This is a genomic window from Paracoccus sp. S4493, assembly GCF_000967735.1.
In the GTDB taxonomy this organism is placed as follows: domain Bacteria; phylum Pseudomonadota; class Alphaproteobacteria; order Rhodobacterales; family Rhodobacteraceae; genus Paracoccus; species Paracoccus marcusii.
In genome coordinates, this window is record NZ_JXYF01000028.1 from 1 (window position 1) to 19654 (window position 19654).

Below are 19654 nucleotides of genomic sequence, written 5' to 3' on the forward strand. Positions count from 1 at the left end.
ACCACGCCGCCCGTGGGCGAGACCAGCACCGGTTCGAAATCGGCATAGTCATAGCGGACGCGCGTGTCGCCCAAAAGGAACGGGAACTGCGTCGAACCCGACGTGCCCAGCAGCTGCAGGCCGTTCGGACGCGCGCGGGCCGCGAATTCGTTGGTTCCGGTGATCGAGCCGCCGCCGGGGACGTTGCGGATGATCACGTTGGGATTGCCGGGCAGATGCCGCGACAGGTAGGGGGCGAAGAAACGCGCCCAGACATCCGAACCGCCGCCTTCCGAAAAGGGAACCCACCATTCGACGGTCTGGCCCGAGAAATCGACGTCCTGCGCGGTGGCGGGGGCTGCGGTCAGGCTGGCGGCCACGAATGCGGCGGCGACGGCGCCCTTGAGGCGACGCAGTGTTGCTTGCATGTTTTTATTCCTCCCATTGGTCCGGCACCTGGGGCACCGGGCGAACGGGACAGTCATCGCACATGAAGCTGTCCAAAGACTGTCAGGATGCCGCTGCGTTAACTTTTTCTGCCCGATGGGGCATCAGCCTCTGCCAAGGGAAGCGTCAGCAGGATGACGCAGCCGCGGTCGGACGGTTCGACACGCGCGTCGCCGCCCGCGCGCCGGGCGATGGCGCGCACGATGGGCAGGCCCAGCCCCGATCCGCCGTCATCCGCCGTGCTGACGCGGAAGAATCGCTCGAACACCGCGTCGTGCAGCTGGGCGGGGATACCGTCGCCCTGGTCGCGCACGCGCAGCGCGGCCATGCCCCCGTCGCGCGACAGTTCCAGCCGCAGCGCGCTGCCCTGGGGGGTGCCGTATTTCAGGGCATTGTCGATCAGGTTGTCGACCGCCTCCTCCAGCAGGACGGGGTTCGCAGCCACGGGCAGCGGCCCCTCGACCCCGTCCAGGGACAGGTCGACGTCGCGGCGCAGGGCCGCGGGGACATGGCGACGCGCGACCTCGGCCACGATCTGCGCCAGATCGGCGGGGGCGCCGCCCTGTGCGTCCAGCGCGTCGCTGGCGGCGTCCAGCCGCAGCATCTGCTGGGTCAGGCGCGACAGGCGGCGGGACAGTTCGTGCAGGTCGGTCAGCCGCTGCTGGCGGTCGGCATCCGATCGCGCGTGCAGGGCGGATTCCGCCTGCGCCTGGATCGCGGCCACGGGATTGCGCAGCTGATGCGCCGCGTTCGAGATGAACGCCCGCCGCCGGTCCAGTTCCGCGCCAAGCCGCTGGAACAGCCCGTTGATGGTTGCGACCAGCGGCACGACCTCGCGCGGGACGCGGCGGCGGATCGGGCGCAGCTCCTGGGGATTGCGCAGGGCAACCGCGTCGCGCAGGTCGGTCAGCGGCGACAGGCCGCGATTGATGCCGAACCAAACCAGCGCCGCCCCCAGGGCCACCATCAGCGCCACGACCGCCGCCGCCTGTCCCAGCATCTGCAGGGTCAGCGCCTCGCGCCGGGTCACGGTCTGCCAGACGCGCACGGTCGTCCAGCCGTCCAGTTCGGGATCGGTGATGTATTCGCGCAGCACCACCGCGCGGACCGGCTGGTCGTTGTAGACGGCGTTGTAGAAGACGGGCACCGCCTCGGGGTATTCGCGGCCCGCCGGGATGGGCGGCGCATCGGTGCGCCCCACGATGAAGCGCCCGCCCGCGGCATGGACCTGATAGAACAGCGGATCCCCGATCGCGCCCTGCAGCGATGTCAGCAGCGATTCCGCAATCAGGTCGCCCTTGGTTACCATGACCTCGCGCGCGACGGCATGAGCCACCACCTTCAGCGTGTCGTCATAGAGGTTGCGCGACATGTCGCGCGCCATCCAGTGCAGCACCACGCTGGCCAGGACCGCCAGCACGAACTGCGGTACCACGATCAGCACGAACAGCCGCGTCCGCAGGCTGACCGCGCGACCGTCGGGCGCGGTCATGCGGGCCCGTCCTGCTGCAGGATATAGCCCAGCCCGCGGATCGACCGGATCTGCACCGCGCCGCCGTCGATCTTGCGGCGCAGCCGCGAGACCAGCAGTTCGACCGCGTTCACGTCCACGTCCGCGCCGGTGCCGTAGATGCTGTCGCACAGGGCCGATTTCGCGACCACGCGTTCGGCGTTGTCGAACAGCGCCTCCCACAGGGCCAGCTCGCGGCGGGACAGCTCGATCACCCCGTCGGGCCCGCTGAGGCGGCGCCCCGCGCGGTCGAAGGACAGCCCGCCGATCGTCTCGACCATCTGACCGCGCTTGCCGCGGCGCCGGCCCAGGGCGCGGACGCGTGCGCACAGCTCTGCCATCTCGAAGGGCTTGGTCATGTAGTCGTCGGCCCCGGCATCCAGCCCCGCCACCCGGTCGTCCAGCCCGTCGCGTGCGGTCAGGACCAGCACCGGGATGTCCAGGTCCATCGCGATGGTCCGGCGGATCACGTCCAGGCCGCCAAGCCGCGGCAGGTTCATGTCGACGATGGCCAGATCGGCGCCGTCATGGGTCAGGAAGTCCAGCCCATCCTGCCCGTCGGCCAGCCAGTCGACGGAATGGCCCTGCTCGCGCAGCGCCTGCTCGACCGCGCGGGCCAGCATCTGGTTGTCTTCGATCAGGACGATCCGCATGGCCTTCGCCTCGGCTCGGGGGACTTTTCCCTCTTAGGGGGTGGATCGGTGAAGATACAGCCCCTAAACATGACGCAGCAGGGAGAGACGGCTGCAAGGCCGCCACGCCAGGGAGGCAAGCCATGCGACACGCACCGACCGCGCCCGGCCTTGCCGGCGCGCTGATGATCTGCGTCACCGCCGCGATGGCGATGCTGTCGCCGCGCGCGGCCACGGCACAGGATGTCGACTTTGCCGGGCAGACGGTCGAACTGGTCATCCCGTTCTCTCAGGGCGGAGGGTCGGATGTCTGGGCGCGGTTCCACGCACCGCTGCTGGCGCGTCACCTGCCGGGGCAACCCTCGATCGTGGTGCGCAACGAACCGGGCAGCGGCGGCACGCGCGGCTCGAACGCCTTCGCCGAAGACGCGTCGGCCGACGGGCTCAGCCTGCTGGGCACGTCGGGATCGTCGCTGTTCGCCTATCTGCTGGGCGATTTCCGCGTGCGGTACGATTTCGACGACTGGTCGGTGCTGATGGCATCGCCCACGGGCGGCGTGGTCTATGTGGCGGGCGATCTGGGGGTCGCATCCTGGCGCGACATCGCGGCGCTTCAGGACCATCAGCTGGTCTTTGCCAGCCAGGGGATCACCTCGTTGGACCTCGTGCCGATGCTGGCCTTCCGGGTGCTGGGCCTGGATGCGAACTACGTCTTCGGCTATACCGGCCGGCACGACGGGCTGGAGGCGATGCGCCTTCACGAGGTCAACATCGACTATCAGACCACCTCGGCCTATCTGCAGAACGTGGCACCGATGGTCGCCGCGGGCGATGCGGTGCCGCTGTTCAGCTGGGGAATCGTGGACGCCGATGGCAGCGTCCGGCGCGACCCGACCTTCCCCAACCTGCCCACGCTGGAGGAGCTGTACGAGCACCTGCACGGCACGCAGCCGTCGGGACCGGAATACGACGCCTATCGCGTCTTTGCATCGGCAGGGTTCGCGGCGCAGAAGATGCTGGTCCTGCCCGGCGACACCCCGCCCGCGATCCGCGAGACCTGGCTGCAGGCGATCCGCGCGGCGCGCAGCGACCCCGAATACATCGCGCGCGCGCCGGCCATCCTGGGCGCCTATCAGTCGCTGGTCGGCGACGATGCCCAGCACCTGGCCGCCAGCGTGACGCGCATCGACGACGACACCCGCCGCTTCGTGCTGGAATGGCTGGCCGACGAATATTCGATCAGGTTGACGGAGTAGCCTGCGGCCCGCCCCCCATGACGCGGATCGGCCGGCCGGCCTTCCAGGCCTCGACCGCCTCGACGGTCTGGCGGTTGAACATCCGGAACGTCTGGTCGCTGACATAGCCCAGATGCGGCGTGACCAGCAGCCGCCCGCTGTCGATCAGGTCGCGATCCAGGACCGGCGCCCCGTCGGGCAGCGGCTCGACGTCATGCACGTCCAGCGCGGCACCGCCCAAGCGTCCCGCGCGCAGCGCCGCCAGCAGCGGATCCACCTGCACGATCGGCCCGCGCGAGGTGTTCAGCAGCAGCGCGTCGGGACGCATCAGCGCCAGTTCCCGTTCCCCGAACAGGCCGCGCGTCGTGTCGGACAGCACCAGGTTGATCGACACGATGTCCGATCCTTGCAGCAGCGCATCAAGGTCGGGCGCGTGGCGCACCCCGTCGGCCGCGGCCCGGTCCGCCGTCAGGCTGCGCGACCAGGCCAGGATCTCGACCCCGAAGGGCCGCGCCAGCGTGGCGACCTGGCGCCCGATACGGCCAAAGCCCGCGATGCCAAGCGTCAGCCCGGACAGGTCGCGGCCCATGCCCGTCTGCCAGCCCCCGGCGGCGGCGGAATTGGCCTCGGGGACGATGCGCCGCGTCAGGGCCAGCATCAGCGCCATCACGAATTCGGCGGTGGTCGTCCCCCGTGATTGCGTGCCGCAGACGGTGATGCCGCGTTCCTGCGCGGCGGCCACGTCGATCGACAGGTTGCGGGCCCCGGTGGTCACGATCAGCTTGAGGTTCGGCAGGGCGCGGATCAGGGCGCCGTCCAGCGGCGTCCGTTCCCGCATGACGCACAGCACGTCGAAGGGCGCCAGCGTCGCGGCCAGTTCGGCAGGGTCGGTCATCGTGCGGTGAAAGACCGTGACATCGTCGCCCTGCGGCCAGTCGGCATATCGGCGCGCCACGTCGGCGTAGTCGTCAAGAACCGCTATCTTCAGTGCCATGGGATGCCTTCCAGGATCGGGTCGGACCGACTGTCGGCAACCCCGGCGGCACCGTCAAGCCCGCACGACCCGTCAGACCGCCTGGCCCTGGTTCACCCGCCGCGACAGCGCCTCGTGGCTTTCGACACGTTCCGAGTAGCGGTCGACCAGTTGATCGCGGATGTCGCGGGTCAGCAGGGTAAAGCGCACCAGTTCCTCCATCACGTCCACGATGCGGTCGTGATAGGGGGACGGCTTCATGCGGCCGTCGTCGTCGAACTCGTCCCATGCCTTGGCGACCGAGGACTGGTTCGGGATCGTCAGCAGCCGCATCCAGCGGCCCAGGATGCGCAGCTGGTTCACGGTGTTGAAGCTTTGGCTGCCACCACAGACCTGCATCACCGCCAGCGTCTTGCCCTGCGTTGGGCGCACGCCGCCCAGGGACAGCGGGATCCAGTCGATCTGCGTCTTGATCACCCCGGTCATCGCGCCGTGGCGTTCGGGTGAACACCAGACCATCCCCTCGGACCAGCCGACCAGGTCGCGCAGTTCGGCCACCTTGGGATGGTCGGCCTCGGTCGCATCGGCCAAGGGCAGGCCGCGGGGATCGAAGATCCGCGGTTCGGCCCCCAGGGCGGTCAGCATGCGGGCGGCCTCCTCTGTCGCGAAGCGAGAGAAGCTGCGCTCGCGCAGCGATCCATACAGCATCAGGATCCGTGTCGGATGGCTGCTGCGGGCGGCGGGCACCAGGTCGGCGGCCCGGACCGGGCGAAAGGCATCGGGGTTCAGGGTCGCGGCATCGGTCATCGGGCGGGTCCTTTCGGTGCGGGGGCTGAAAAAGGGTCCGGGAACCGCCCCCGCGTGCGGTTGGCGAAGGCGACCAGGGACAGCATCACCGGCACCTCGACCAGCACGCCGACCACCGTGGCCAGCGCGGCGCCGGAATTCAGGCCGAACAGGCTGATGGCGACCGCGACCGCCAGTTCGAAGAAATTGGACGTGCCGATCATCGCGCAGGGGGCTGCGATGCGGTGCGGCACGCGCATCAGCCAGGCCGCGCCATAGCCGATGGCAAAGATCAGATAGCTTTGGATCAGGATCGGCACGGCGATCAGCGCGATGATGGCCGGGCGGTCCAGGATGGTCCGGCCCTGCAGGCCGAACAGGATCGCGACCGTCGCGATCAGCCCCAGGACCGACAGGGGCTTGACCCGCGCCGAGAACGCCTCGATCCGGGCGGGGTCGCGCAGGACGCGCCGCGTCAGCAGGCCCGCCGCCAGCGGCAGCACCACATAGAGGACGGTTGCCAGGACCAGCGTCTGCCATGGCACCGCGATGTCGGTCACGCCCAGCAGCAGGGCCACGATGGGGGCAAAGGCCACGACCATGATCAAGTCGTTCACCGACACCTGCACCAGGGTATAGGTCGCGTCCCCCCGTGTCAGCTGCGACCAGACAAAGACCATCGCCGTGCAGGGCGCGGCGCCCAGCAGGATCAGACCGGCGATATATTGCTGCGCATCCTGCGGCGCGATCCAGGGGGCGAAGACGTGATCGAAGAACAGCACCGCCAGCAGCGCCATCGTGAAGGGCTTGACCAGCCAGTTCACCACCAGCGTGATCAGCAGGCCCCTGGGCTGCCGGGCGACGCCGCCGATGGCCGCGAAATCGACGCTGACCATCATCGGATAGACCATCGCCCAGATCAGCACCGCGACGACGAGGTTGATCGAGGCGACCTCGGCCGCGGCGATGGCCTGCACGGCGCCGGGCGCCAATGCGCCAAGCGCCAGCCCGGCGATCATCGCCAGCGCGACCCACAGGGTCAGCCAGCGTTCGAACACGCCCAGGGGGCTGGGCTGTGCGGGGGACGGTTCGGTCATGGGGCGGCATCCGTGCGTGTCATGGGCCCGCAAGTGCGGGCGATCTGGTCCAGTACCGGCTGGCACAGGTCGGGGCGACCGCCGCAGCAGTCCTGCAGCAGAAAGCCCAGCAGGCCGCCCATCGTGTCCATTCGCGCGAAATAGCGGATCGAGCGCCCCTCGCGGACCGACCGGACCAGGGCCGCGGCGGTCAGGATGGTCAGGTTGTTCGACAGCGTGTTCGGGCGGATGTCCAGCCGCGTGGCGATGTCGCCGGCCGCCATGCCCGCGGGCCCCGCCTGCACCAGCAGACGAAAGACATCCAGGCGGATGTCATGGGCCAGCGCGGACAGGACGTCCAGGGTGCGGTTCTTTTCCATACTTCATGTTATACAGAAACGTCATGGCCCCGCAAGGACCGGACCGTCAGCGGAAATCGCGGGTCTTCACGGTGATCCCGTCACGCGGCAGGTCGCGGACATAGATCTGGCGGGGCTTGGGGCCCTCGCTGCGCGGATCGGGGGGCGGCGCGCCGCGGTGGAATTCGTCGCCGCGGCCGTGCGGCAGCGGAAAGGCGCCCTGCCGACCGACGGAGGCAAGCTCTGCCGACATGTCGGTCAGGCGGTGGGCGACCAGATGGACCACCTCTCCGGCGCGCTGGACGCGGCCCTCGACCCCGATCATGCCCGCACCCAGGACGATGCGCCGGTGCCGATCGAAGACCTTGGGCCACAGCACCAGGTTCGCGATGCCGCTTTCATCCTCCAGGGTGATGAACATCACGCCCTTGGCCGATCCGGGGCGCTGACGGACCAGCACCAGCCCCGCGACATGCATCCAGCGGCGGTCGGCGCTGGCCATCGCCTCGGCACAGGGGCGGATGCGGCGGCGGGTCAGGCTGTCGCGCAGGAAGGACAGCGGGTGGCGGCGCAGGGTGACGCCGGTATGGGCGTAATCCTGGACCACCTCGCGTCCGGCGGGCATGGGGGACAGGGCGACGGCGGGTTCCGGGGCGGGGATGGCGGCGAACAGCGGCAGGTCCGGCTGATGGCCGCGAATGGCCCACAGCGCCTCGCGACGCGCCAGGCCATAGGTCGGGCGAAAGCCGTCGGCCTCGGCGATGCGGGTCAGGGCGGCGGCGGGCACGCCCGCGCGGCGGCACAGGTCCTGGGCCGTGGCGGCGGGCCGGGCGGCCACGATGGCGTGGGCATGGGTTTCGGCCAGCCCCCTGACCATGCGCAGACCCAAGCGGACGGCGAACCCCTGCCCCGCCGGTTCCAGCGTGCAGTCCCAGTCCGAAAGCGCGATGCAGACGGGGCGGATCGCCACGCCGTGATCGCGCGCATCGCGCACGATCTGGGCCGGGGCATAGAACCCCATCGGCTGGCTGTTCAGAAGCGCCGCGCAGAACACGTCGGGATGCCAGCATTTCAGCCAGGCCGAGGCATAGGCGATCAACGCGAAGCTGGCCGCATGGCTTTCGGGAAAGCCATAGCTGCCGAACCCCTCCAGCTGGCGGAAGATCTTTTCCGAGAATTCGGGATCATAGCCGTTGGCGATCATCCCCTCGATGACGCGGTCGCGAAAGGCCGACACCCCGCCGGTCAGCTTGAAGGTCGCCATCGACTTGCGCAGCATGTCGGCCTGGCCGGGGGTAAAGCCCGCGCATTCGATGGCGATGCGCATCGCCTGTTCCTGAAACAGCGGCACGCCATAGGTGCGGCCCAGCACCTGTTCCAGTTCCGGTTTGGGATAGACCACCGCCTCCAGCCCGGCGCGGCGGCGCAGATAGGGATGGACCATGTCGCCCTGGATCGGGCCGGGCCGGACGATGGCCACCTGGATGGTCAGGTCCGCGATGCTGCGCGGCTTCAGCCGCGGCAGCATCGACATCTGCGCCCGGCTTTCGATCTGAAAGATGCCAAGCGTGTCGGCCCGACAGATCATGTCGAATGTCGCCTCGTCGTCGGCCGGGATCGTGGCCAGGTCCAGCCGCAGGCCCTTGTGGCGGTCCAAGAGGGCGAAACAGCGCGCGATGCAGGTCAGCATCCCCAGGGCCAGCACGTCCAGCTTCATGAACCTCAGCGCGTCGATGTCGTCCTTGTCCCATTCGATGATCTGGCGGTCCTGCATCGCGGCCGGTTCGATCGGGACCAGCTCGTCCAGCCGGTCCTGCGTCAGGACGAAGCCGCCGGGATGCTGGGACAGGTGCCGGGGCGTGCCGCGCAGCCGCGCCGCCAGGTCCAGCGTCAGCCGCATGCGGCGGTCGGCGGGGTTCAGGTTCAGCTCCCGCAGCAGGGTTTCGGGCACGCCGTCCTCGGACCAGGCCCAGATCTGGCCCGAGATGGCGCGGATCACGTCCTCGGGCAGGCCCAGGGCCTTGCCCACGTCGCGCAGCGCGCCCTTGGTGCGATAGCGGATCACGGTCGCGGTCAGCGCGGCGCGATCGCGGCCATAGGTGCGATAGATCCATTGGATGACCTCCTCGCGCCGCTCGTGTTCGAAATCCACGTCGATGTCGGGGGGTTCGTGGCGTTCCTCGCTGATGAAGCGCTCGAACAGCAGGTTGCCGCCCTGGGGGTCGATCGCCGTGATGCCCAGCACGAAGCAGACCGCGGAATTGGCCGCCGACCCCCGCCCCTGACACAGGATCCCCTGGCTGCGGGCGTGGCGGACGATGTTGTTCACGGTCAGGAAATAGGGCGCGTATTCCAGCTTGGCGATCAGGGCCAGTTCGTGGCGCAGGGTCGCCGCGACCTTGGGCGGGGTCCCGTCCGGATAGCGGACGGCCGCGCCCTGCCAGGTCAGCGCCTCCAGCGTCTGCTGCGGGCTGACCGAGGGATCGGGGCGTTCCTCGGGGTACTGATAGCGCAACTCCTTGAGCGAAAATCGGCAGCGGTCGGCGATCTGGGCACTGCGGGCCAGCGCATCGGGATAGCGGGCGAACAGGCGCGCCATCTCGGCCGGGGTCTTCAGGTGGCGGTCGGCATGGCGTTCGCGGCGAAAGCCCAAGGCGTCGACGGTCGTGTTGTGGCGGATCGCCGTCATCACGTCCTGCAGGATGCGGCAGTCGGGGTCATGAAACAGCACGTCGTTGGTGACCACCGTCGGCACTCCGGCCCGTGCGGCCAGCAGGGACAGCCGATGCAGGCGCAGCGGATCGTTGGGCCGCCGCCGCAGGGTCAGCGCCAGATAGGCGCGATCGCCGAAGACGTCGCGCATCCGGCGCAGGCGCAGCGCACAGTCGTCATCGGCCATGTCGGGGACCAACACTGCCAGAAGGCCCTGGGCGTGGTCCGCCACATCGGCCCAGTCCAGGTGGCACGCCCCCTTGCCCGCCCGCGCCTTGCCCAGGGACAGCAGACGGCACAGTCGGCCATAGCCCGCGCGGTCCATCGGATAGACCAGCACCGACATGCCGCAGCGCAGGTCCAGGCGGCAGCCGACGATCAGCCGCACGCCGGTGTCGTTGGACGCCTCGAACGCACGGACGATGCCCGCCAGGCTGTTGCGGTCCGTGACGGCCAGCGCCCGCATGCCCATCAGCGCCGCGGTGGCGAACAGCTCCTGCGCGGAGGACGACCCGCGCAGGAACGAGAAATGCGAGGTCACCTGCAGTTCGACATAGCTCATCCGAAGACACCGTGCAGGAACCAGTTGTGGGACCCGGTGGTCACGTCCTCTCCGTCGCCCTGGCGAAAGATCCAGAACCGGCGCCCGGCCTGGTCCTCGATGCGGAAATAGTCGCGCACCGCGCGGGTTTCGGCATCGCGCTTCCACCATTCGCCGAAGATGCGTTCCGGCCCGTCGGCGCCCTCGACGTCGTGGCGGGCGCCGCGCCAGACGATCCAGCGGGGCGGGTGGTCGGGCAGCAGGGCCATGGTGTCGATCGGTTCGGGCCGCGCCAGCAGCCGCGAGGGGCGCGGCCAGTGGTCGGGCCAGCCATCGGCGATGACGCTCATCGGGGCCACGCGGGTGACCGACCGTTCGGGCACGTCGCTGGCCACCGGCGCCAGGCGATAGACGGCGCGCGCGCCGACCCGGTTCGTCAAGCTGTCGATCAGGCTGGACATGTCGGGAGCCGCGGGTTCCAGCAGGCTGTCGGTCTGGCGCGGGGCCAGGGGTTCGGCAAGGGTCGCGGTCAGGGACATGATCTCGATCCCGAAGCCCGGATCGATGGTGGGGATCCTGTCGCACAACAGGCGCACCAGGCGTGCGGGGTCGCGCAGGGGCGCGGCCAGGCCCACGCGCACGGGTTGGGCGCGGCTGTCCACCCGCCAGCAGATCAGGTCCAGCCGCCGCGCGCCCAGGCCCCGCGCCTCCAGCTGGCGGCACAGATCGCGGACCAGCTTGTCGATATAGCGGGCGATGGTTTCGGCCGCGCCGATCGGTTCGGCAAAGGCACGGCGTGCGGTCACCAAGTCGGCAGGGCGCAGCGGGTCCACGGGTTCGCCCAGGCTGCCCAGAGCCTGGTCCAGGCGGCGCATCACCTGAGGTCCGAACCGGCGGGTCAGCGGCGCGCGCGGCACCGCGATCAGATCCGCGATGGTCGCAAAGCCCAGATCCTGCAGCCCGCCGACGATGGCGGGCGGCAGGCGCAACGCGGACAAAGGCAGCGCCGCCAGCGCCGCCTGCATGTCGCCGGTCGCGACGATGGGCAGGTTCGTGCCGTGGCGGGCCAGGGCATGGGCCGCGCCCCACGTGTCGGCCATGGCCAGCCGCGCGACGATGCCCGACAGGGTCAGCCGGCCCAGGATCGCCTGCAGCATCGCGTCCTCTCCGCCGTGCAGATGGTCGGTGCCGGTCGCGTCGATCACCACCCCGTCGGGCGGATCGACCGCGACGATGGGCGCGAAACGCTGCATCAGCCACAGGGCCAGCCGTTCCAGCGCCGCCATGTCGGCATCCGGGTCGGCCGGCTCGACGCGCAGGTCGGGGATCATCGCCTGCGCCTTGCTGACCGGCATGCCCGGCCGCAGCCCAAGCGCCAGCGCGCGGTCGCAGGCGGCGGTGACCACCCGGCGGCTGCCCGCCCGGCCCGACAGGATCAGCGGCGCGCTATCCGAAGGCGTATCGCCCACCCGCCGCAGCCGGTCGATCGGCCACATCGGCAGGCAGACCGAGATGACCCGTGCCATCGCATGCCTCCACTTCCAGATCGAAGGTCTCGCCCGCCCGTGCGCGCATCAGTTCCACCAACCACAGCGCACGGCCAAGGCCCGGCACCGGCAGCGCGGCTGAGGGGCGTTCCGACACGCGCCAGCGCGTCATCGCCGCGGTGGGCTGGCCAAAGTCGTCGGCATCCGCCAGCCACCGCCAGCGGCGCAGCGCGATGCCCGTGGTGCCGGTGTTCTTGGCCGCCAGGTGCAGCCTGCGCGAGGCAGTCATGGACAGGCGCCCGATCTCGGCCACGACGGCGGCCAGGCCGCCATGGCGCAACCCCTCCTCCATGCAGGCCAGGACGGATGTCTCGTCCCCGGCCTCGACATGGATGACCCGGTCGGGGGTCAGACCGGCCTGCGCCAGGCCCGGCGCGAACAGGTCCGCCCGCGTCACGCACCACAGGACCTGACCCGGCAGGCGCGCGGCGATGCCGGCCGCGAAGCAGGCGGCCGCGGCCCCGTCATCGGCGCCCGCACCGCTGCCTGCGACCTCGTGCAGACAGCCTAGGGCCAGCCCGCCCTGGGGCAGGCGGCGGTCCAGCTCGGGCAGCCCGAAGGGCAGCACCGCATGGGCCTGCACATGCCCCTCGAGATGCGAGATGCGACTGCGAAGCGCGGAAAGCGTGGCGGAGGAGGCAGACATGGGGTTACCAAAACAGGGCTGTAAGTTCCTGTTTTGTTCTTTTCACCATCAAAAGTCAACGCATCAGGCCATCCCCCTGCGCGTTCAGTCCGCGGGCTGGGACCCGGGTGCGATGGTCCGGCTGAAGAGCAGGAACACCGCCAAGGCCGCAAGGGCCACGCCCGCGCCGATGAAATGGGACATGCCATAGCCGTGGCCAGACACGATCCAGCCGGCGAAGACGTTGGAGAAGGTCGCCCCGACCCCCTGCACGGTCATCACCGTCGCAAAGCCCAGATTGAACCGCCCGGTCTCGGCCAGCAGCCGTTCCGCGGCAACCGGGGTCAGGATGCCCAGCATGCCGGCGCCGATCCCGTCCAGCATCTGCACCGGAACCACGACCCAGAAATCCGGGACCATCCCCGCCAGGACGCCGCGCAGCGGCAGCGCGCACAGTGCGATGAGAAAGCACGACTGCAACCCAAGACGCCGGATCAGCCACGGGGTCGCCGCGGCCACCGCGATCATCGTCGCCTGTGCGACCCCGGTGATCAGCGCCGTCGTGCGGAAAGGCGTTCCCAACTGGATCGAGAATTCCTGCGCGATCAACCGGCTCATCGGGGCATTGCCGAAATGGAACAGCATCATCACCAGCGCCAGCAGGATCAGGCCGCGGTTGTGCCACAGCACCGACAGGCCGGATGGCCGGGCATGGTCGTCCGTACCCTGGCCCCCGACCATGCCGCGCGCCACGTCATGGTCGATCCGGTCCGGGCGGATCATCCGCAGCGCGATCAGCGCCCCAAGCGCCGTCACGATCATCAGCCAGACGACCGAGAACTCTCCGAACAGGCTGACGGCAAGATAGATCGCCATCAGCGATGCCAGGTTGCCGCTGTGGTTCCAGAATTCGTTGCGCGAGATCTGGCGCGGGAAGGCGCGCTGCCCGACCAGCCCCAGGCTGAGCCCTGCCAGGGCGGGGGCGATGACTACGCCCAGCACCGCGGTGGCGATGGTACCGACCCAGACCACGGCCGGATCAGGCACCAGCAGCGTCAGCAGCGCCCCCGCGGTGATGACGATCACCGGGCCGGCGATCAGCGCACGTTTCCAGTGCGACCTGTCGACCAGCGCCCCCGCGAACGGGGTCAGGGCAAGGCCGATCAGCCCACCGACCGTCGCGATCGCCCCCAGGGTCAGCGGCGACCAGCCGCGCGTCGCCAGAAAGGCGTCCAGAAACGGCCCAAGCCCGTCCCGCGCATCCGCCAGGAAGAAATTCAGGATCGCCAGACCCAGCAGGGAGCTGTCCGACAGGCCGGAACGCGAAACTGTGGCCATGGGATGCGCCCTTGTGATCAGTGGTCCGTCTGCCGAACCCACCGATCACGCCATCGTTCCCGTTCGAACGATGAAATTGCGACATAAATGATGGCGCGCCATTCATGCCGTTCCTGCGGCCGCGTCGGGCGCGGCCGCAGGGTGCGTCGTCACTGGGCGGCGAGCTGTGCCTCGTGCCGATTCCAGCGGATCGACGACCACAGCGAGATGCCGATCAGCGTCGCACCGCCCAGGCCGGTGATGACCTCGGGGATGTGGACAAGGGACTGGGCGAACATCACCACGGACAGCGCGATGATCGCATAGAAGGCGCCGTGTTCCAGATAGCGGTATTCCGACAGGGTGCTGTTCTCGACCAGCATGATGGTCATGGACCGCACGTACATCGCCCCGATGCCCAGGCCGATCGCGATCACGAACAGGTTCTGGCTGAGCGCGAAGGCACCGATCACGCCGTCGAAGCTGAAGGACGCGTCCAGGACCTCAAGGTACAGGAACGCGCCCAGACCGCCCTTGGCGGCACCGTGCAGGGTCTCCTGCGTGCTGTCCAGCAGCCCGCCCAGAACCTCGACCAGCAGGAAGGTCATCAGGCCCCAGATCGCGGCGGTGAAGAAGGTCGTGCGTTCCGCACCCTCCAGCAGATGCGAGAAGCCCAGGACGAACAGCAGGACCACTGCGACCTCGACCCCGCGGATCGAGGCGTACTTGGCCATGTGATGTTCGATCCAGCCGACCCAGTGCACGTCCTTTTCGTGGTCGAAGAAGAAGCTGAGCCCGACCATCATCAGGAACGTCCCCCCGAAGGCGGCGATGGGCAGGTGCGCGTCATGCATGATGCGGGCGTATTCATCGGGCTGGCTGGCGGCCAGCACCAGCGCCTGCCACGGGCCGATGCCCGCCGCGATCACCACGATCAGCAGCGGGAACACGATCCGCATGCCAAAGACGGCGATCAGGATGCCCCAGGTCAGGAAGCGGCGCTGCCAGACCGGCTGCATGTCCTTGAGCTTGTTGGCGTTCACGATGGCGTTGTCGAAGGATAACGAGATCTCCAGCACCGCCAGCACCGTGACGATGAACAGGATCGACAGCATGCCCCCAAGCGTGCCGGTCGTCTGCCATCCCAGCACCGCGCCCAGGGCCAGGCCCAGGAAGGTGACGATGATCGCCCATTTCAGATAGGAAAGGACCGGGCGCTTTTGCGCGGTGGATAGGGTGTCCTGTGTCATGAGGAAAAGTCCAGGCGGTGAATCCGAAAACAGGTGCCGACATCACGAAAGCGCCGCCACTTTCGTCAGAGGGGCCCGGACACCACTCGATGCGTTCACGACGCCGTGCGACCGTGTGTCCGCCGGGAAGATTCGGCAAGCCCTTCGTTCAGCTTTTCCCGCGATGGGCGCCGTTCCGCGGATCGGAGCCGGGGGATATGGTGTCGATAACAGGAAGCACGGACCCTGTGCTGATCTTGTCAGATCGGCGACAACGGTTTGGAAAACGGCCAATGCCGGCGGTGGCACGATTGCGTCACTGTGGCTGCGTCATCTCAGTGGCAAAAAAATAAGGCCCGGTGGGCCCTGAATTTTTCGTCCCAATGGGACGCGGCTTGACCATAAATGGGTCAGCAGACGCGCCCGTCACGGATGACGGGCGCAGGTAATGCCTCAGGCGCTGCGGGTTTGGTCTTCGTGGCGCCCTTCGCCGAACTCCTCGATCAGCTTGGCGCAGAAGGCGGGCAGATCGTCCGGGTTGCGGCTGGTCACCAGACCACTGTCGGTCATGACCTCCTTGTCCACCCAGGTGGCGCCGGCATTGGTGATGTCGGTCTTGAGGCTGGGATAGGAGGTGATGGTCCGCCCCTTCAGCACACCGGCCTCGATCAGCACCCAAGGGGCGTGGCAGATGGCACCGACGGGCTTGCCCTGCGAGAAGAAGTCATGGACGAAGGCCACCACATCCTTGTCCGCGCGCAGCGTATCCGCGCCCACGGTGCCGCCCGGAATGACCAGCCCATGGAAATCGCCGGCCGAGACCGACCCGACCGCGCTGTCGACCTGGTGATCCGACCCGGGATCCAGATCGCCGTTCACCGTCTTGGCGGTGCCGGTCTTGGTGCTGACGACCGTGACCTTGGCACCGGCGTCGCGCAATGCGGCCAGCGGCTTGGAAAACTCCGGCTCCTCGGTTCCACGGGGAGAGATCAGCAGGGCGATGTTCTTTCCGTCCAGTTTCATGGGACGTTCCTTTCAGCAGCAGTTCGTTCGCTGATAGAACGCGGCCCCCCGGGGGAACGGTTCCTGCGCACCGACCGGATGGCGCGCAAGCCGCGGGGCATCCTGAAAACTTTCACGGCGCGTGGCGCGACAGGGCCAAGCTGGCCTGCAAGGCCGCCAGATGGCTAAGACCCTGGGGCATGTTGCCCAGCCATTCGCCGCTGTCAGGATCGATCATCTCGGGCAGGATGCCCGGCGCGTCGTCGATACGTGCGCGCAGCCCCGACATCAGCGCAAGCGCCTTGTCGCGCTGATCCAGCAGGACGCGCGCCTCGACCATCCAGAACGAACAGGCCAGAAAGCACCCCTCCTCGGCGTCCATCCCGGTATATCGGTAATGCAGGTGTCCGCCCGCGCCCAGTTGCGCGTCGATCGCATCCAGCGTGCGGCGCAGACGGTCATGGCCGTCGTAATCGAAACGCACCGCCAGAATCAGCGCCGCGTCCAGCCGCGTGGTGCCGGGATGCATGACATAGGCGCCGATATCCGCGTCCCAACAATGCGCATCGATCCAGGCGGCGATGCGGGCGCGCTCGCGGCTCCAGCGGTCGCGGCAGGTGGTGGGCAGCTGGCCGGCATCGGCCAGTTCAACCGCGCGGTTCAGCGCCTGCCAGCAGCTGATCTTGGACATCGTGTAATGTTCAAGCTGCGGCAGTTCCCAGATGCCGCTGTCCTTCTGCTTCCAGCGGTCGGCGCATTCATCGGCCAAATGCGACAGTGTCTCGGCGCTGCGGTCGTCGATCAGGCCGCCGGCGCGCACGAATGCCGACACCGTCTCGAAGATGTCGCCATAGATGCCGTGCTGATGCTGGCGCGCCGCGCGGTTGCCCGACAGGACCGGGCGGGATCCACGATAGCCGGGAACGGGGATCTCCTCCATGCCCTCCTCGACGCCGCCGTCCAGCGAAAAGCAGACCTTGGCCCCATGCGCGCAAAGCTGGTTCAAAAGCCAGGTCAGCGCGGCTTTGGCCTCGGCCATGATCCCCAGGTGCAGGAAGGATTCGATGACGTAGCCCGCGTCCCGCACCCAGGCAAAGCGATAGTCGTAATTCTTGTCGCCCCCGATCCGTTCGGGCAGCGAGGTCGTGGCCGCCGCGGCGATCGCCCCACTGGGCGCATAGAGCAGCACCTTGAGCGCCAGCGCCTGCCGCATCAGGAAATCGCGGTCGGGCAGGTCGGGCGCGATCAGGGCGCACCAGTCGCGCCATTCCTGGTCGGACAGGTCGATGCGGGCGTCGATGTCGGACAGGGGCGGCACGACCAGCGGCTCGTTCGCGCCGGCGACGATGGCGATGACCTCGGTCTGGCCCCGGGTCAGGACCAGCCGCGCCTCGACCCGGTCGTCGCCGCGATGGTCGATCTGCAGCTGTTCGCCATGCAGGAACAGGCCCAGCACCGATCCGACATGGAACGTCTCGTAGGGGCCGCGCTTGGCCATGTAGGGGCTGCGCTTGCCCGACCGGTGGCCCAGCTGCAGCACCACGTCAAAGCTCATCCGCCCGTCCAGGACCTGAATGCGTCGCGCCAGCTCCGCCCAAGGCAGCCGTCCTGCGGTGGAGCTGTTCAGGCTTTCGATCAGCACGGCCACGCCGTCATCGGTGCGAAACCGCGTCTCCAGCACGTTGCTGTCGGGCCGGTAACGCCGGGTGGCCGAGAACGTCCCCCGCGGCGTGATCGTGAAATGGCCGCCCTGCGCGCCGTTTTCCAGCACGTCGTGACCGACCAGAAGGCGATCGAACAGCGGCGGGCTGTCCATGTTCGGCACGCACCACCAGTCGATGCCCCCGTCCGCACCGGCCAGGGCCACGCCGCGCCCGTCGCCAAGCGCCGCATAATCGGACAGGGGCAGATAGCCCGCGGCGTCGCGCGCCATCAGGCGCCCTGCCCCAGGTTGATCGACAGCCCGCCATCGATGAAGACGCTTTGCCCCGTCACGTATGCCGCCGCGTCCGATGCCAGAAAGGCGATCAGGTCGGCGACCTCGTGCGGTTCGCCCGCGCGGCCCAGGGGAATGTTCTTCTCCATCTTGCGGCGCAGGTCGGGGTCGTCCTTGGCCGCCTGGTTGATCGGGGTCAGGATCATGCCGGGCGCCACGTTGTTCACGGTGATCGCATCGCCTGCCAGTTCCAGCGCCAGCGTGCGCGTCAACATCCGCAGCCCGCCCTTGGCGGCGTCATAGGCGGCCGATCCGATGCGTGGCGTATCCTCGTGGATCGAGCTGACATTGACGATCCGTCCGCCGTTCCCCGCCTTGACGGCACGGGTGGCAAAGGCGCGGCACAGCATGAACGGACCGGTCAGATCCGTGGCGATCGTCTTGAGCCAGTCATCGTCGGTCATCTGTGCCGCCGGCGTGCCGCTGGCGTCGATGCCGGCATTGTTGACCAGCACGCGCGCGGCGATCCCCTGGTCATCCAGGTCCGCGAACATCGCGGCGATGTCGTCAGGGACGCTTTGGTCGCAACGCACATGGCGTGCCCGGCGGCCAATCTGGGTGATCTTGGATACCGTCTCGGACGCGCCGTCGCGGTCCGACCGATAGGTGATCAACAGGTCATGGCCCGCCTTGGCCAGCGCGATGGCGGTTGCTCGCCCGATGCCGGAATCGGCGCCGGTCACGATGGCAAGGGGGTTCTGCGGGGTGTCTGGCATGGGATGCGGTCCGAATGGCTGAGTTCCGGGGCCAACGCCTGCCCCCGACCGTCGTTCCGCGCCGCGGCATCGCGTCCCGATGTTACGGGCCGCAGTCGGGGTTAGCGCCCATGCGGCAGGCGCAGGGCGTCCCCCTCAAGCGCGGACAGGAAATTGCCGATCTCTCGAATGCGGTTGGCCGTGTCGGTCACCTGACCATCCACGCCCAGCTGCCAGGCCAGATCCGTGCGGGCGGGGTCGTCGCTGAGCGCCTGCAGCCTGTCCGCATGATCCTCGACCGCCTTGATGCTGGCGGCCAGCCCGGCATCGACAAGGTCGGACGCTTGGCGGCGCAGCGAGGCCGCGACCTCGGCCAAGGTGATCTCGGGGTGATACTGGACGCCCCAGAAGACGCCGTTGCCATGCCGGATCTCGGCTGCCTCGACGGGGGTGTCGGCGTTCCGGGCCAGCACCCGTGCGCCCGGCGGCAGGGTCGTCACGATGCTGGAATGCATCGCGGGCGCCGTCCAGACCGGCGGGCGACCGGCCAGCATGGGGTGGTCGCGACCGTCATCGGTGGTCAGGATGTTGCGGGCCAGCGCGGCCTCTATGCCCGGCTGTCGCGGGCCGGTCGCGCCCCCGGCGGCCACCGCCGCGATCTGTAATCCCGCACACGATCCAAAGGACGGCGTCCCTGAATCGAAGACCAATCGCATGAATGAGGAGGCACGGCGCGTCTCGTCGCTGACATGGTGCATCTGGATCGGCGATCCGGCAAAGACGATGCCGTCGAACTGCGCCAGATCGCGCAGGCTCATCTGCGTGCCGTTCTCTACACAGGAGGTCGAAACGATCTCGAGATCATCGCGCAAGGCCTTGAGCGCCAAGGCATAGCTTTCGTCGGAAGCGGTATTGGCATAGCGGCGCCGTTCGTCACGCTGGTCTTTGGTCTCGCTGGCGACAACCAGGATGCGAAGGGGCACGGTTCAGGTC

At 68.6% G+C, this 19654-nt stretch carries 16 protein-coding genes and 1 pseudogene; 1 reads left to right on the plus strand and 16 read right to left on the minus strand.

All coding sequences use genetic code 11. From position 1 onward, the window contains the following. The 3 genes and pseudogenes from TW83_RS05610 to TW83_RS05620 form a co-directional block, all read right to left on the minus strand. Window positions 1–407 (minus strand): annotated as a pseudogene (locus tag TW83_RS05610) (tricarboxylate transporter); the annotation flags it as partial. Between the two features lie 98 nt (window positions 408–505). Further along, complete coding sequence (locus TW83_RS05615) at window positions 506–1918, minus strand: sensor histidine kinase (RefSeq protein ID WP_045981798.1); 1413 nt, start codon at window positions 1916–1918, stop codon at window positions 506–508. Further along, on the minus strand, window positions 1915–2589 hold the full coding sequence (locus tag TW83_RS05620) for a response regulator transcription factor (protein ID WP_045981799.1): 675 nt from the start codon (window positions 2587–2589) through the stop codon (window positions 1915–1917). The genes TW83_RS05615 and TW83_RS05620 overlap by 4 nt, the downstream gene beginning before the upstream one ends. Before the next feature lie 122 nt (window positions 2590–2711). Between TW83_RS05620 and TW83_RS05625 the strand changes: the two genes are divergently transcribed. After that, window positions 2712–3824 (plus strand): tripartite tricarboxylate transporter substrate-binding protein, encoded by a 1113-nt coding sequence (locus TW83_RS05625; protein ID WP_052714650.1) that lies wholly within the window; start codon window positions 2712–2714, stop codon window positions 3822–3824. On the opposite strand, the gene TW83_RS05630 is transcribed toward TW83_RS05625, so the two are convergent. The 13 genes from TW83_RS05630 to TW83_RS05690 all read right to left on the minus strand — a co-directional run bounded on the left by TW83_RS05630 (window position 3808) and on the right by TW83_RS05690 (window position 19644). Continuing rightward, window positions 3808–4797: a D-2-hydroxyacid dehydrogenase family protein gene (locus tag TW83_RS05630; protein ID WP_045981800.1), complete on the minus strand. Its 990-nt coding sequence runs from the start codon at window positions 4795–4797 to the stop codon at window positions 3808–3810. The two genes, TW83_RS05625 and TW83_RS05630, sit on opposite strands and share 17 nt — an antisense overlap. Before the next feature lie 72 nt (window positions 4798–4869). After that, a complete protein-coding gene (gene arsH, locus TW83_RS05635) occupies window positions 4870–5583 on the minus strand; it encodes an arsenical resistance protein ArsH (protein WP_045981801.1) in 714 nt (237 codons plus the stop codon). Then, on the minus strand, window positions 5580–6659 hold the full coding sequence (arsB, locus tag TW83_RS05640) for an ACR3 family arsenite efflux transporter (RefSeq protein ID WP_045981802.1): 1080 nt from the start codon (window positions 6657–6659) through the stop codon (window positions 5580–5582). Before arsB ends, arsH begins: the two co-directional genes overlap by 4 nt. Beyond that, on the minus strand, window positions 6656–7018 hold the full coding sequence (locus TW83_RS05645) for a helix-turn-helix domain-containing protein (RefSeq protein ID WP_045981803.1): 363 nt from the start codon (window positions 7016–7018) through the stop codon (window positions 6656–6658). The genes arsB and TW83_RS05645 overlap by 4 nt, the downstream gene beginning before the upstream one ends. A gap of 46 nt (window positions 7019–7064) precedes the next feature. Continuing rightward, entirely contained in the window at window positions 7065–10271 is a 3207-nt protein-coding gene (locus TW83_RS05650) for an error-prone DNA polymerase (protein ID WP_045981804.1), read from the minus strand. After that, entirely contained in the window at window positions 10268–11776 is a 1509-nt protein-coding gene (locus TW83_RS05655) for a DNA polymerase Y family protein (protein ID WP_045981805.1), read from the minus strand. The genes TW83_RS05650 and TW83_RS05655 overlap by 4 nt, the downstream gene beginning before the upstream one ends. Beyond that, the gene (locus tag TW83_RS05660) at window positions 11697–12443 is read right to left on the minus strand and encodes a damage-inducible protein (RefSeq protein ID WP_045981806.1); all 747 of its coding nucleotides are present in this window, start codon (window positions 12441–12443) and stop codon (window positions 11697–11699) included. The genes TW83_RS05655 and TW83_RS05660 overlap by 80 nt, the downstream gene beginning before the upstream one ends. Before the next feature lie 84 nt (window positions 12444–12527). Beyond that, window positions 12528–13760 (minus strand): MFS transporter, encoded by a 1233-nt coding sequence (locus TW83_RS05665; RefSeq protein ID WP_045981807.1) that lies wholly within the window; start codon window positions 13758–13760, stop codon window positions 12528–12530. 149 nt (window positions 13761–13909) lie between these two features. Then, window positions 13910–14989: a DUF475 domain-containing protein gene (locus TW83_RS05670; RefSeq protein WP_045981808.1), complete on the minus strand. Its 1080-nt coding sequence runs from the start codon at window positions 14987–14989 to the stop codon at window positions 13910–13912. A 432-nt stretch (window positions 14990–15421) separates the two neighbouring features. Continuing rightward, window positions 15422–15991 (minus strand): type 1 glutamine amidotransferase domain-containing protein, encoded by a 570-nt coding sequence (locus tag TW83_RS05675; protein ID WP_045981809.1) that lies wholly within the window; start codon window positions 15989–15991, stop codon window positions 15422–15424. A 112-nt stretch (window positions 15992–16103) separates the two neighbouring features. Beyond that, window positions 16104–17903, minus strand: coding sequence for a glycoside hydrolase family 15 protein (locus TW83_RS05680; protein WP_045981810.1), 1800 nt, complete (start codon window positions 17901–17903; stop codon window positions 16104–16106). After that, window positions 17903–18682, minus strand: coding sequence for an SDR family oxidoreductase (locus TW83_RS05685; RefSeq protein ID WP_045981811.1), 780 nt, complete (start codon window positions 18680–18682; stop codon window positions 17903–17905). The genes TW83_RS05680 and TW83_RS05685 overlap by 1 nt, the downstream gene beginning before the upstream one ends. 101 nt (window positions 18683–18783) lie before the next feature. After that, complete coding sequence (locus TW83_RS05690; RefSeq protein WP_045981812.1) at window positions 18784–19644, minus strand: gamma-glutamyl-gamma-aminobutyrate hydrolase family protein; 861 nt, start codon at window positions 19642–19644, stop codon at window positions 18784–18786. Window positions 19645–19654 lie beyond the last annotated feature (10 nt).

Coding starts and splice junctions, on each gene's coding strand:
- TW83_RS05615 (WP_045981798.1), bottom strand. CDS start 1,918: ATGACCGCGCCCGACGGTCGCGCGGTCAGCCTGCGGACGCGGCTGTTC.
- TW83_RS05620 (WP_045981799.1), bottom strand. CDS start 2,589: ATGCGGATCGTCCTGATCGAAGACAACCAGATGCTGGCCCGCGCGGTC.
- TW83_RS05625 (WP_052714650.1), top strand. CDS start 2,712: ATGCGACACGCACCGACCGCGCCCGGCCTTGCCGGCGCGCTGATGATC.
- TW83_RS05630 (WP_045981800.1), bottom strand. CDS start 4,797: ATGGCACTGAAGATAGCGGTTCTTGACGACTACGCCGACGTGGCGCGC.
- arsH (WP_045981801.1), bottom strand. CDS start 5,583: ATGACCGATGCCGCGACCCTGAACCCCGATGCCTTTCGCCCGGTCCGG.
- arsB (WP_045981802.1), bottom strand. CDS start 6,659: ATGACCGAACCGTCCCCCGCACAGCCCAGCCCCCTGGGCGTGTTCGAA.
- TW83_RS05645 (WP_045981803.1), bottom strand. CDS start 7,018: ATGGAAAAGAACCGCACCCTGGACGTCCTGTCCGCGCTGGCCCATGAC.
- TW83_RS05650 (WP_045981804.1), bottom strand. CDS start 10,271: ATGAGCTATGTCGAACTGCAGGTGACCTCGCATTTCTCGTTCCTGCGC.
- TW83_RS05655 (WP_045981805.1), bottom strand. CDS start 11,776: ATGGCACGGGTCATCTCGGTCTGCCTGCCGATGTGGCCGATCGACCGG.
- TW83_RS05660 (WP_045981806.1), bottom strand. CDS start 12,443: ATGTCTGCCTCCTCCGCCACGCTTTCCGCGCTTCGCAGTCGCATCTCG.
- TW83_RS05665 (WP_045981807.1), bottom strand. CDS start 13,760: ATGGCCACAGTTTCGCGTTCCGGCCTGTCGGACAGCTCCCTGCTGGGT.
- TW83_RS05670 (WP_045981808.1), bottom strand. CDS start 14,989: ATGACACAGGACACCCTATCCACCGCGCAAAAGCGCCCGGTCCTTTCC.
- TW83_RS05675 (WP_045981809.1), bottom strand. CDS start 15,991: ATGAAACTGGACGGAAAGAACATCGCCCTGCTGATCTCTCCCCGTGGA.
- TW83_RS05680 (WP_045981810.1), bottom strand. CDS start 17,903: ATGGCGCGCGACGCCGCGGGCTATCTGCCCCTGTCCGATTATGCGGCG.
- TW83_RS05685 (WP_045981811.1), bottom strand. CDS start 18,682: ATGCCAGACACCCCGCAGAACCCCCTTGCCATCGTGACCGGCGCCGAT.